Annotated in this window: 11 protein-coding genes and 3 pseudogenes; 5 read left to right on the top strand and 9 right to left on the bottom strand. The window is 60.2% G+C overall.

Annotated elements, in window-relative coordinates:
* Window positions 1–18 precede the first annotated feature (18 nt).
* The 8 genes and pseudogenes from ACUXVA_RS04070 to ACUXVA_RS04035 all read right to left on the bottom strand — a co-directional run bounded on the left by ACUXVA_RS04070 (window position 19) and on the right by ACUXVA_RS04035 (window position 5,506).
* Window positions 19–843, bottom strand: coding sequence for an IS3 family transposase (locus ACUXVA_RS04070; RefSeq protein WP_445493231.1), 825 nt, complete (start codon window positions 841–843; stop codon window positions 19–21).
* Window positions 816–1,166 (bottom strand): transposase, encoded by a 351-nt coding sequence (locus tag ACUXVA_RS04065; RefSeq protein ID WP_445490022.1) that lies wholly within the window; start codon window positions 1,164–1,166, stop codon window positions 816–818. Before ACUXVA_RS04065 ends, ACUXVA_RS04070 begins: the two co-directional genes overlap by 28 nt.
* Window positions 1,167–1,229: 63 nt before the next feature.
* Window positions 1,230–1,931 (bottom strand): annotated as a pseudogene (locus ACUXVA_RS04060) (IS66 family transposase); the annotation flags it as partial.
* Between the two features lie 85 nt (window positions 1,932–2,016).
* Window positions 2,017–2,373 carry an IS66 family insertion sequence element accessory protein TnpB gene (tnpB, locus tag ACUXVA_RS04055; protein ID WP_445490949.1) on the bottom strand — a complete coding sequence of 119 codons (357 nt, stop codon included), beginning with the start codon at window positions 2,371–2,373 and terminating at the stop codon, window positions 2,017–2,019.
* On the bottom strand, window positions 2,370–2,810 hold the full coding sequence (tnpA, locus tag ACUXVA_RS04050) for an IS66-like element accessory protein TnpA (protein ID WP_445490947.1): 441 nt from the start codon (window positions 2,808–2,810) through the stop codon (window positions 2,370–2,372). The genes tnpB and tnpA overlap by 4 nt, the downstream gene beginning before the upstream one ends.
* 103 nt (window positions 2,811–2,913) lie before the next feature.
* A pseudogene (locus tag ACUXVA_RS04045) lies at window positions 2,914–3,123 on the bottom strand (transposase domain-containing protein); the annotation flags it as partial.
* Between the two features lie 304 nt (window positions 3,124–3,427).
* The gene (locus ACUXVA_RS04040; RefSeq protein ID WP_445490945.1) at window positions 3,428–4,267 is read right to left on the bottom strand and encodes a sensor histidine kinase; all 840 of its coding nucleotides are present in this window, start codon (window positions 4,265–4,267) and stop codon (window positions 3,428–3,430) included.
* Window positions 4,268–4,762: 495 nt separating this feature from the next.
* Window positions 4,763–5,506 carry a molybdate ABC transporter substrate-binding protein gene (locus tag ACUXVA_RS04035; RefSeq protein ID WP_265081474.1) on the bottom strand — a complete coding sequence of 248 codons (744 nt, stop codon included), beginning with the start codon at window positions 5,504–5,506 and terminating at the stop codon, window positions 4,763–4,765.
* A gap of 213 nt (window positions 5,507–5,719) precedes the next feature.
* Here ACUXVA_RS04035 and ACUXVA_RS04030 point away from each other — a divergent pair, with 213 nt between their 5' ends.
* From ACUXVA_RS04030 to ACUXVA_RS04010, 5 genes and pseudogenes are all read left to right on the top strand, one after another.
* The gene (locus ACUXVA_RS04030) at window positions 5,720–6,481 is read left to right on the top strand and encodes an IS5 family transposase (protein ID WP_445490943.1); all 762 of its coding nucleotides are present in this window, start codon (window positions 5,720–5,722) and stop codon (window positions 6,479–6,481) included.
* A gap of 384 nt (window positions 6,482–6,865) precedes the next feature.
* Entirely contained in the window at window positions 6,866–7,345 is a 480-nt protein-coding gene (locus tag ACUXVA_RS04025; protein WP_445490941.1) for a cupin domain-containing protein, read from the top strand.
* 141 nt (window positions 7,346–7,486) lie between these two features.
* Window positions 7,487–7,738 carry a hypothetical protein gene (locus tag ACUXVA_RS04020; RefSeq protein ID WP_265081477.1) on the top strand — a complete coding sequence of 84 codons (252 nt, stop codon included), beginning with the start codon at window positions 7,487–7,489 and terminating at the stop codon, window positions 7,736–7,738.
* A 106-nt stretch (window positions 7,739–7,844) separates the two neighbouring features.
* Window positions 7,845–10,096 (top strand): annotated as a pseudogene (katG, locus tag ACUXVA_RS04015) (catalase/peroxidase HPI).
* Window positions 10,097–10,575: 479 nt separating this feature from the next.
* On the top strand, window positions 10,576–11,517 hold the full coding sequence (locus tag ACUXVA_RS04010; protein ID WP_265081478.1) for a LysR family transcriptional regulator: 942 nt from the start codon (window positions 10,576–10,578) through the stop codon (window positions 11,515–11,517).
* 15 nt (window positions 11,518–11,532) lie between these two features.
* Here ACUXVA_RS04010 and ACUXVA_RS04005 read toward each other — a convergent pair whose 3' ends face one another.
* Entirely contained in the window at window positions 11,533–12,879 is a 1,347-nt protein-coding gene (locus ACUXVA_RS04005) for an MmgE/PrpD family protein (RefSeq protein ID WP_265081479.1), read from the bottom strand.
* Window positions 12,880–12,911: the final 32 nt, after the last annotated feature.

The raw sequence follows: 12,911 nt of genomic DNA, 5'->3' as shown, positions 1-12,911 counted from the left end.
CCCTCGGGGCGGACAGGTTCAGGCCACTGGATTGACCGTCTGCCGGGCGTGTTGCTTCTCAAATTGCGCGGGGCTGATATAGCCGAGAGCGGAGTGTAGCCTTCGGGTATTGTAGACGTAATCAATGAATTTTGGAAGATTCTCGGAAACATCGGCGTAGGTCTCGAAAGCCATTGGATAGACACCCTCAACCTTGAGCGTCTTCATGAAGCTTTCGGCCTTGGCATTGTCGTACGGATTTCCTCGCCGACCCATGGATCCTTTGATGTAGTGCTCGGCAAGGTAGTCGCGGTAGATCTTAGCAGCGTATTGGGATCCGCGATCAGAATGATGGACGCAGCCAGGCGGCGGCTTTCGCTTCTCGATCGCGACTGACAAGGCGGCGAGCGTCAATCGCGCGTCGATGGAGCGGCTGATGGCATGACCCACGACCCGCCGGGACCAGGCATCCAGAATGACAGCGACATAAACGAAGCCACCAACGATGGTGACGTAGGTGATATCGGCGACCCAAAGTTGGTCGGGGCCGTCAAGCGCCACGGTTTTGGCAAGGTTGGGAAAGATCGGCTGGTCGTGGTCGCTATCCGTCGTTGTCGTGAAGCGGCGGCGCATTCTGGGTTGGAGGTCATGCTCGCGCATGAGACGGCGGACCTTCTTGTGATTGACGACCATGCCTTGCTGCCTGAGGGCAGCTTGGACCCGACGCCAGCCATAGTGCTCGAACTCGTCGCAGATTGCAGCCATCGCCGCGACGATGGTTGTGTCATCGGCCGCACGGATCGGTTCGTCATAGAAAGTAGAACGGGCCATTCCCATCAGCCTGCATCCCTGGGCAACGCTGATGCCGCGGGGTCTACAATTGCGGACGTAGTCTCGCTTTTCAGCCGAGGTCGTGGCCGAAGAGCCCCCTTTAGAAACTCCAACTCGAGAGCCTGCTTGCCGACCAGGCGCTCAAGTGCAGCAATGCGCGCTTCATAGGTCTCGAGCAGACCGGCTGAAGCGACGTCCTCGTCGAGCGCGCCTGCCTGATACTTTTCGATCCAGATGCGGATCAAGTTACGGGAGACATTATGCCGCTTCGCGAGGCCGTGCAGCGTCTCGCCGCCCAGATACTCCTGCGACACCTGACGTTTAAACTCGACGCTGTGGGTTCGGTGCTTTCTCATGGCCTTCATCCTCTGAAAGGCCGGCCGTCCGGTCAATTACTGAAAGCCAATCTGTCCACCTTGGAGGGCCCACTCCACTTTGAGCTTGTCGAGCAGGCGTTGGTGCAACGGACGCAGATGCCAGGCGGCATGGCCCACCCAGTCTGCCAGCGTCGAGCGGTCGAGATTGACGCCCTGGCGGGCATAGATCTGGGCCTGGCGATACAGCGGCAGATGGTCGGCATATTTGGAGACCAGCACCTGGGCAATGGTGGCTTCGGTCGGTAGCCCACCCTCGATCAGCCGCGCCGGCGCCGCGGCCTGCACGACGCCATCCTCACATTGGCGGCACGCATATTTCGGCCGGATCGTGACCAGCACCCGGAACTGCGCCGGCACGATATCCAGCCGCTCGCTCATGTCTTCGCCAATCCGGTGCAACGCGCCGCGGCAGCAGAGGCAGGTCTTGTCGTCGATGTCGATGGTGGTCTCGATCCGCGGCAGATGCGCCGGCAGCGCGCCGCGATTGGCCCGACGCTTCGCAGCTCCGGCCTGTCGTGCGGCCGGTGTCGCCTGCTCAGCTTCCGCGGCGTCACGCGCCGCCGCCTGCTCGACGTCTTCCAGACCGAGCTGCATCTGGTCCTCGGGCAGTGTCTCCGCCCGGCGGCCAAACTGGTGGCGCTGCAGGTCCCTGATGATCTGACGCAGCCGTTCGTTCTGCACCCGCTCGGCGAGCAGCATCGCTTTCAAGGTCTCGGAATCATCGGGCAATGCATCGCGCTGCATGACCACATTAGATCATATTTACCGGCATTTTGCGACGTGCTCGATGCTGCTGATTCACTTTGCCACAGCAACAAACGTCCAGGCGTTAGCCGGGCTGTGCCGGCGTCACCGTCTCGCGCGCCGCGTGGACACGCCGCCAATCCAGCCCTTCGAGCAGCGCCGACAATTGCGCGGCCGATAAATGGATCACGCCGTCTTCGATCTTCGGCCAGCGGAAGATGCCATCCTCCAACCGCTTGGCGAACAGACACAGACCCGTGCCATCCCAATACACCAGCTTGATCCGATCCGCGCGCTTGGCACGGAACACGTAGACCGCGCCCGAGAACGGATCCGCCGCCATGCTCTCGCGCACCAGTGCCGCCAATCCATCGGCGCCCTTACGGAAGTCCACAGGCTTGGTCGCTACCATGACGCGGACCGCGCCGGTCGGGCCGATCACGCGCCGGCTTTCAGCGCCCGCAACACCGCGGCGATAGTGTCCGCCGGGGCGCCCGCGCCGATGCGCACCGTCACGCCGTCGATAGCAACCTCGATCATTCCGGCGGGCGGTTCATCCCGATGCTGTCGCCGCGTCTTGCGCTGCAGGTGTCCAGCAGTATCGGACGGTGGCCCATCGATGACCGCCGGGACGAACCGTGGTTCGTCATCCTTGGAAGCGACCGCCCGAGCTTCTTTGACTTGCCGGCGCCAGCCAAACAATTGCTGCGGCGACAATCCGTGCCGGCGTGCCACCCCGGAAACCGAGTCGCCGCTGGCTTCGATCTCCGCGACCACCCGCGCCTTGTCCGCCTCGCTCCATGTCCGACGGCGCCCCGCACCGGTGAACACCTCCAGCCGCCGAACCGGCTTGGTGATAGCACTATCCACTGTGTCCATTCTAAGCCTTGCGGTTCGACGTAACCGCAAAATCGCAGATCAGGACATTGGCCGGAAGGTGGGGCCGGGACGACGCTTACGCTGCGGTGACGGCCTTGAACTGTTAAGTGGCTTTCCAAGTCCATGGAAGCAGCTCGGCGACTTGGCTGGCGGAATGATCAGGAAACCGCGCCAGCACATCGGCTGGCTAGGCTTGCGGATCGATATCATTAATCTTGCGGGTCTCTATCAATGTATAGATGGCGGCTGCGCGATCGCTGCCAGCGTCCGAGCTGGCAACGGTCCGGTTCGGTCTTCCAATCGCTATCAGCCGTTCATTCTGTTGATGTCGGGCAGAAACGGAAGTCTACTGGCGGAGTCATCCGTACTTTGGCTGCACGTTCCGCATCGCTGTGTTGAACGGTGGGCGAACGGCCAATTCTTGAAGGTCAAGGGTCCGGCCGGTGTTGTTGCTTCCATGGCTGCGTAGATGCTCGATTTATGAGTCGGCCTCTACCAATTTCGAGCGGCCCATGATTTCCACGCCGGCCAGAACGGGCGCAGTCACGATTCTCATTCCAGCGACAAAGGCTGGTCCAATTCGAATGCGGCTCCCCTGGTGACCCCTTTCTTTAAAGTTAACGGCATGGTGCTGACATGGCAATTGTTACCACGCTTCGCATTCCCGGAACGGTATCCGTGGTCATTGCTGGAAACAGTATGGTAAATCGCGCGCCTAGGCCATCGTCGCCTCGGGCGAACCGCACCTCACCGCCGATCTGCCTTGCGAAAGATTGAATAATCTTCATCCCCAACCCCTTACTCGCACTGGGGTCGAACCCCTCCGGCAAGGCCGGCCCATCATTGGAAACAGAAAGCGCATAGCCAAATCCGGGATGGGGCTGCAGACTGATGGCGATGCGACCACTGCCATACTTCGCCGCGTTGGCGATCAATTCGCTGACGATGAAGCCGAGCGGAATTGCGGTCTCGGCCGGTAGATTTATTTCAACAGCCTCGACAACGACCTGCTCCGGGCGCTCATCCGATGACAGCATCGCAGAGAAGTCGCGGCCAAAGTCTTCAAGGAATCCTTTGAACTCGATGGCCTGCGCACCGTCATACGCATGAAGACGATGGTGAATGCGTGCGATCATCGAGACGCGATTGGCAGCAACGGCCAATTGCGCGGCCGCTTCTGCGTTCGTAGATTCTCGGCTCTGCAACGAAAGCAGGCTAATGGTCATCTGCAAATCATTCATTAGCCGATGATCGGACTCCCTTTTCAGTAATTCTTGTCTTTGAATTAACTCATCGTTTTGACGAAGCAACGCCTCGCTTTGCGCGAGGGCGCTTCGCAATTGAATTTCCGAGATCCTATACTCCGCCAGCCCTACAATAGGCGGACATTGTCCCGAGTTCTGAAAAACAATGCCCGTAGGCGAGCCGGAGACGCAGGACAAATCTTCCGTGATCATGATGTCGACCTCCGTGAGAATCTGCCACTCGCTACCTTCGACCGGGGCGATGGAAAAAACCTAAGATTGCAAAAGGAAGGTCGTGTTGATGCAAATCAACTATGCCTGCCATCCGACGTAATGTTCTTATAAAATGTCAGCTACGGCCGCCCGGGCAGCTTAACTGAGATAGATCGGATCTTGAAACCGTCAGAGCATAACGATTTTGATCCTCAGAACTTCCTCGCGAACGTCGGCGAAGAAAGGACATTATCGACATTCCACAAGAATTAGATCGTCTTCACGCGAAGAGATGTGGCCGACAAAATCTAATGCATCCAGAAAGGATGTGTCAAAGTTATCGCGGTGTCCGAGCGAGGTAGGGAAGCCGTCCGCCCGTTAGATCTGTGGGCTAACGGCCCAGACTAGGCCGTGAACCCATAAATCTGCTGGGCGAGAGGCTTGACAGAGCGTTCTATAACGTAGTTGAACCCACAAAGAGCCAAAGCCGCCACGTTAGCCGGGCTCCATTCCGTGTTGCTTGATAACTGACGCGGCATCGGGCGCGGTAATCGACTTCACCAGCGCCATGGCAGCCTCGATTTGCTTTGTACCATTTGAAATGCCCGCTGAGTAGATTGTAACTTTTTGTACGTCAGCTGGCAGCGGACCCAAATAATCCACACCCGGCTCATGGATCAGTTCGCTAATTTGCTGAAAACCAATTTCGGCGTCTCCGCTGGCAATTAGTGTTCCGATACGAACACCTGACGGAGCTTCCTTCAACTTGGGCTTGACGGCATCCGAAATTCCCATCTGGGCGATGAGGCTCACCAGATAGACACCGCTGGCACCCGTCGAGTAGCCAATGGATCGGACTGACAGAAGTGTTTTCTTGAGAGCTTCTCCGGAACTTATGTCAGGTTTGGTAGAGCCCGCTCTTGTCCCAACACCAATTCCCGACTTGATAAGGTCTACACGACTACCTCGCGGCATCTTGCCTTGCTCTATGAATGTGTCGATGTCTGTTCCAGCCGTTACGACCACATCGTATTGTTCACCGGCAGCAATTCGCTTTCTAATATCGGCCCCACCAGTCCACGTTACCATAACCTTATTGCCGGAGCTTTCCTCAAACTTGGGCACCAATTCAGCGAACACCTCCTGCACAACTCCGGCCGCGAGTAACTTGATTTCGGCGGACGGAGCTATTCCCGTCTGGATAAAGAATAATGTGACAATAATCAGCAACCGCTTCATGGACTGCTCCTGTGACGTTCGACGCGTGGCCTCAGTTCAGACTCTCGGAGCCAATCGATCGGTCCGACATGAAAAATGCTAATAGGGAAATTGATATGCTCCCAATTCAATCATAACCTAGCTGGGATCCCATGCCAACCGAGCGCGAGGGCGATCGCCAGTTGCAGTTTCAACCAAGGACTGATGCAAGCTTCGAAATGGGAGCCACGAATCATGCGCTACGAACTGAGCGATTATGAATGGACCGCCATCAAGCCGATGCTACCCAACAAGACGCGCGGCGTTCGGCGGGTAAATGACCGCCGCGTTCTCGATGGCATCTTTTGGGTTCTGCGCTCCGGTGCGCCGTGGCGCGACCTGCCGGAAGCCTACGGTCCCCGTACTACTTGTTACAATCGCTTCGTTCGCTGGCAGCGGGCTGGCGTCTGGGACCATATCATGGACGCGCTGGCCGCCGGTCATGACGCGGCGGTGCAGATGATCGATACCTCCATCGTGCGCGTGCATCAGCACGGAGCCTGTGTCGCGGACAACAATCATCAGGATATGGGTCGCTCACGCGGTGGCCTGACCAGCAAGATTCACGCGGTGGTAGACACCAATGGCCTGCCGGTCCATCTCGCTCTCACGCCCGGCGAGGCGCACGGTAACCGGCTGTGTTCGGTTCTTCTCAGCGCCTTGCTTCCGCAAACGATGTTGCTCGCGGATCGCGACTATGACGCCGACTGGATCAGGGAGCTTGCTCGCCAGCAGGGCGCGTGGGCCAATATTCCGCCGAAACGGAATCGTAAAGACCCGATCTGCTTCAGCCCGTTTCTGTATCGCGCGCGCAACCTTATTGAACGATTCTTCAACAAGATCAAACAATGTCGGCGTGTTGCGACCCGATACGACAAGCTCGCGGCCAACTATCTAGCATTCGTCAAGCTCGCATCAATCCGCATTTGGCTACGTGCTAATGAGTCCGCGCCCTAGCTGAAATTGGATCGTTGCGAAGACGTCGAAACGCGGAAGCTTAAAAACATCGATTGATACTTTTTTATAGGGCCTCGGGACTGCTTGATTTGTCTTTGATGCAGATCAAGTTTGGTTAGTTATATTTCGCGCGGTGTAGCGGAACCCGCACAGGCCAACATTGTTTACCTTTCATCCAGTGAAGGATAGAGCGCAAGAATCCATATACGATAGAGCGTTCGAGAGTATCGTTCGCGATCGCGCTCTAGGTTCGGCAGCATCGAGTAGATGTTTTTCGAGTCCAAACGCTATCGATGGAAGCAGCGAAATTCTAATCGCGATGGGCAAAACGATTGCCAAGGCAATGCATGATACTGCATTTCCGCAACCTTGAGGAAGTTAGTCATGGCCATCACTGCTGGCAGCATCAAAGACGTCGGGCCTCAGCCGCAAGCGTTCGATATTGAACGTGCGACGAAGGACAATACAAACTACCGGTCAGTCGCCTGGAGCGGGCGCTATCTGCAAGTGACGCTCATGTCGATCCCTGTCGGCGGCGATATCGGCCTTGAAGCGCATCCGGAGAATGACCAATTTTTGCGCATCGAGGCGGGCAACGGCCGAGTGCAGATGGGAGCCGCGAAGGACAAGCTGACTTTCGAAGAGAAAGCTTCAGACGGATGGTGCGTTCTCGTTCCGGCAGGAAGCTGGCACAACATCACCAATATCGGGACGACGCCGATGCAGGTCTATGCTGTCTACGCGCCTGCCCATCACGCGCCCGGCAAGGTGCAGGCGACGGCGGCGGTGGCCGAGGCAGACAAAGATGATGAGCCAGCCGCCTGGTCTGTGCAGCCAAAGCATGCCCCCGATAAACATGGGTGATCCCATCAATCTGCATGAACGGGAGCATGTCAGCTCTTCCGCCGGCACGCTCGTTGAAAGTTGGCCTGTCCCGATTTCATTGGCATCCTGCCCTAGGTCTGGCTGCGATGCTGGATGTGCATTTGGATATCTGACAATTGCATGAATTGGGCCGCACCTGCGCTGCAACTCGACGAAGCGCAGAACTTCGTCGAACACGGCATCAAGTATGGTCAGGTGGTGATGATCCATACGGGGGCTGCAACGAAGATATCTCGCTCAAGCGCCCATGCGTGGGCACACGACAACCTCTCGGATGTATCCAGCTTGACTGATGCTTCCGCCGGATTCGCGCCAAATTTGTCAAAAGTCGAAACCAGCCGTACGAATTTCACAGACGCATGCTTCAAGTGAATTAGCGAAGTTATGCCCAAGAGCCGTGATAATCGTATTTTACCTAGCGAAGGACATCGTCGTGCTCGACATCAAAAGCGACAAGACCGACACCATAACTCACGAGATGACAGGCAAGTGTCCGTTCGGTGGCGATCGCATCGGCGGCGCGCTGGGGGCGCCTCCGACATTGTCGGACTGGTACCCCGATCGCTTGAAGGTCGAGCTTCTCCATCAGAACGGGCCGCGGGCCAATCCGCTCGGCGACGACTTTGACTATGCCGGCGCCTTCAACACGATCGACTACGACGTGCTCAAGCGCGACATCAAGCAGTTCCTGACCACGTCGGTGGCGTGGTGGCCGTCGGACTACGGCAATTACGGTCCGCAAATGATCCGCATGGCGTGGCACGCGTCCGGCACCTATCGCATCGCCGACGGGCGGGGCGGCGCCGGCGAGGCGCTGCAGCGCTTCGCGCCGATCAGCAGCCTGGTGGGACAACGGCAACACCGACAAGTCGCGGCGCCTGATCTGGCCGATCAAGCAGAAATACGGCAATGCGTTGTCGTGGGGCGACCTCATGGTGCTGACCGGCAATTGCGCGCTGGAGATCATGGGCTTTCCGACCTACGGCTTTGCCGGCGGCCGGCGCGACGCGTGGGAGGCCGACAACGTCACCTATTGGGGACCCGAGGTCTGGAACGCGAAGGGCGCGCCCTCCTCCGACAGCATGGTGACGCGCGACAAGCGCTGGCGCGGCAAGAACGGCGATGCCGACTACGACCTCGAGAACCCGCTGGCTGCGACGCATCAGGCGCTGATCTACGTCAATCCCGAAGGGCCTTATGGCAATGGCGATCCGATGGGATCGGCCCGCGACATCCGCATTGCCTTCACTCGGATGGCCATGAACGACGAGGAAACCGTGGCGCTGATCGCCGGCGGCCACGCCTTTGGCAAGAGCCACGGCATGGTTAGCGCCGACAAAGTCGGCCCGCCGCCCGAGATCGCACCGATCGAGGCCATGGGCCTCGGCTGGCAGAATCCGGACGGCACCGGCTTCGCCCAGTACACCATGACCAACGGCATTGAGGGCAGCCGGACGCCGAACCCGACCCAGTGGGACAACACCTATTTGGAGAACCTGCTCACGTTGAACTGGGTGCAGACTAAAAGCCCGGCCGGCGCACTGCAGTGGACGCCGAGCGATGCGGCCGCACCGAAGACGCCGGACGCCCACATCGCTGGTAAGATGAACCCACTGATGATGATGACCAGCGACATCGCGCTGATCACCGATCCTGCCTATCGCAATGTGTGCGAAAAATTCCTGCACGATTTCGACGCCTTCACCCAGGCGTTTTCCAAGGCCTGGTACAAGCTGACCCATCGCGACATGGGCCCGCGGGAACGCTACCTAGGACCGGAAAAGCGCCTCGAGAACGGCTTGCTGTGGCAGGATCCGATCCCGCCGCGCGAAAATGATTTGATCGGCGACAGCGAGATCGCCGCGCTCAAGCAGTCGATCCTGGCGACCGGCACGTCCGTGTCCGACCTCGTCTTTACAGCGTTCTCGGCAGCCGCCACCTATCGCAACAGCGACAAGCGCGGCGGCGCCAATGGCGGACGACTGGCACTTGCGCCGCAGAAGGATTGGGCGGTCAACCGGCGGACAATCCCCGTCGTCGCGGCACTGCGCGGTGTGGCCGATGCGTTCAACGGCAAGGAGGCCGGCAAGATGCGGGTGTCGCTCGCGGACGTCATCGTGCTCGGCGGCTGCGCCGCGCTCGAAAAGGCCGCCACGGATGCCGGCATCCAGGTCGAGGTTCCGTTCACGCCGGGTCGCCGCGATACGACGCAGGAGCTCACCGACATCGAAATGTCCGACTGGCTAAAGCCGGTGGTCGACGGCTTTCGCAACTATGTCGACGATCAATTTGCGGACATGGCGACCGGCGTCGCACCGGAGGAGATGTTCCTCGACAAGGCGCAGCTGCTGGCACTCACGGCTCCCGAATGGACGGCGCTGGTCGGCGGGTTGCGGGCCATGGGGGCGAACCATGACGGGTCGGCCCACGGGATCTTCACCGATCGCGTCGGTGTCCTCACTAACGACTTCTTCACCGTGCTGACGAGCATGGACTACGAATGGAAGAAGCTGGGCGACAAGGGCATGACCTTTTCGCTCGATGACCGCGCCAACGGCAAGCCGCGCTTCAAGGCCACGCGCAACGACCTCGTGTTCGGCTCCAACAGCCAGGCTGCGGGCCATCGCCGAGGTCTATGCCAGCAGCGACGGGCATGCCCGCTTCGTGAAGGAGTTCGTGCGGGCGTGGGACAAGGTCATGATGCTGGACAGGTTCGACGTTCACGGCTGAGAGTCTCGAGCGCAATAGTCATCTGTGAGGTGATCGGACTCTAACTTTAACTGGAGGAAATCGGCAGGGGCAGGTCACTGTCACTAAAAGCGCTGCCCCCAAGGCAGCTCAAGCTCTTTGGAGGTATAGCGACCTCCAGTTGGGCATAAATTGGTCCATGGTCCGTTATTGACGCAGTGTGAAACGTCCCCTCCTGGCGGTGCAGAGCCGCCATTGCCTCACTTTCAGAAGGCTTCGAAGTGATGCGCGGATGTCGAAGTGCCGACTCGGCCGGCTACTTGCGCCGTCCAATCATGAGATTCATCGTTTCCCGCCCACGGATGAAGCGACGTCTCGCCGGGGTGGTTTGGTATCCCGTCTGCAGGACAGAGTTGAGCTATCTGCTCGCGAATGGCGCGGCTCTTGCAGACGCGATTAAGAACCCCGCCGCGATCCGGCCGGCAGGATCTGACGGAAATGATGGTCATGGAGTCCGTGTCATGGAGCTGAAATGGCTCGAAGATTTTCTGAGCCTGGCGGCGACGCAGAGCTTTTCGCGCTCCGCGCATGAGCGGCACGTGACGCAGTCGGCGCTGAGCCGCCGCATCCGGCAGCTGGAAAACTGGCTCTGCGTTCCCTTGTTCGATCGCAGCACCTATCCGGTTCGCGTGACCGTGGAAGGCAAGACCTTCCTGCCCAAGGCGGTGGAAATGGTCGCGCTGATCCAGGGCGCCCGCCGCGACGCCCAGCATCAGCATGCCGTCACGGCGGAAGTGCTGACCTTTGCCACGTTGAATACGCTGGCCCTGACATTCTTCCCGGACTGGATTCGCCGGCTCGAGAGCCGCGGCCATGTGTTCAAGACCCATTTCGGCGACCAGCGCTCGTCGTTTGCCGGCAAGGTGTCGATGCTGCTCAATGGCGAGAGCGACTTTTTCCTGACCTATGCGCACCCCAATGTCCCGACTCATATCGATCCCGAGCGGTTTGCGTTTCGTTGTCTAGGCACCGAGGTGGCGATTCCGGTCTCGGTTCCCGATGCCCACGGAAAGCCCGTCCATGCGCTGTGCCCCGCCGGGCCGCCGGTCGCCTATCTCAGTTACGGCACCGGCTCGTTTTTCGGGCGCGGGCTGGTGAAACTGCTGGCCGAGCGGCCACTGCCGCTGACCACGGTTTACGAGAACGCCATGTCCGCAGGCCTCAAGGCGATGGCGCTGGCCGGCTGCGGCGTCGGTTGGATTCCGGAAAGCCTGATCACCGAGGAATTGAAGTCCCGCCAGCTCGTAGTGGCCGGCGATGCGTCATGGCATCTGCCCACGGAGATCCGGCTCTACCGCGCCAGTGGCCGTTGCCGGCCGGCCGTGGAGCGGTTCTGGGCTGCGATCGACGAAGCCGACCAGCGCGTGGAAAGCCAGTCACTGCATCTCGCCGGCGCGGCGTGAGGATCAGACGTAGGATCAGGCGAACACCGGAGCCAGGAAGGCGAGATTGGCCTGCTGGTCCAGATGGGTGAGCGCGCCGTACAATTCCGCGGTCGCCGTGCTGCCGAGCCAGACGCAGCAATCGGTGAATTTAGCGGCGCGGTCGTTGTCGTCGAAAGGATCTGCGATGCTGCCTTTGGCGTGCAGACGTGTGGCCTTGAACTCGGTGCCGTTCTTCAGCCGGATCACCGTCTCGTGCGGCAGCCGCCCGCCGGCCAGTTCTTCCTCGCGGCTGCGCGCGGTCATGGTGGTGAGCGGCAGCAGCTTCCGGATTTCGGACCGGGCAATGTTCGCAAGCGTGAAATCGGCCAGCCCGATGCGGTCCTGCACCAGCGCCAGGGCCACGCAATAGTGCATCGAAAAGCGCGCCTGCATCTCGTCCTGCGGTTCGGCGTAACTCAGGTTGCGCGCATTGGCGATGCCGACGAGGCATTCGAGCGAAGCGACGTCATCGGCCGTAAAGCCGTGTTGCGCCCTTAAGTCGAGCACCATGTCGACGACATAATGCGTCGAGCCGCAGCACGGGTGCCGCTTCGGGATGACGCCGTGGCCTTCGATGGCCAATGGCTGGCCCAGCGCCAAGCCGTCCCAGCCGACGGCATCGGGGCCGCCGAACAGGGCGCGAAAACCTTGCGGCGCTTCGAGGATGTCGAGGCGCCCGCTCAGACCGGCATTGCCGAACGCGACGGCCTCGACCGCGTTGCGCGCGGCCATGCCGGCGTGGAACGGTTTTGCCGGCGTGCCGAACTGGCCCTTGACCCCCGCCGCCGAACTCACCGCCATGCTCATGGCGCGCGCGGTTGCGGCGGCGTCGAGCCCCAGCAGCCGCGATACGCCTGCCGCAGTGCCGATGGCGCCGCAGGTCGACGTCGAATGCCAGCCGAGCGTGTAGTGCGAGGGATTGACGCCGATGCCGACGGCGGCCTGTGCCTCGAGGCCGACAATGTAGGCATCGACCAGCGCCGCTCCGCTGATGTTCAACGGCGCAGCGGCAGCCAGCAGCGCCGGCACCATCACCGCCGAGGCGTGGCTGATGGCCGGATGAAAGTTGTCGTCATAATCGAGGGCGTGGGCGGCGGTGCCGTTCACCAGCGCCGCGGTCGCGGCCGGTGCGCGGCCGCCGCCGATCACCGGGCTTTCGCCGGACGTTGAGATCTGCGGCGCAACAGCGCGGCGCACGGCTTGCGTCGAAAAATCGTCGCCACCGGCGACCATGCAGCCGACGGTGTCGGCGATGGCCTCAACGGCGCGCTTGCGGGCGCGCGGCGGAAATGCGCCGGCCGAACGGCTCCATGCCGCTATGGTTTCGAGGACGCTGGTCATGGCAATCTCCGGGACGTGAAGGCGGTCTGCGG

Source organism: Rhodopseudomonas sp. RCAM05734, assembly GCF_052658035.1.
Note: the sequence above shows the minus strand (reverse complement) of the source record. Positions and strands in the feature narration are given on the sequence as shown.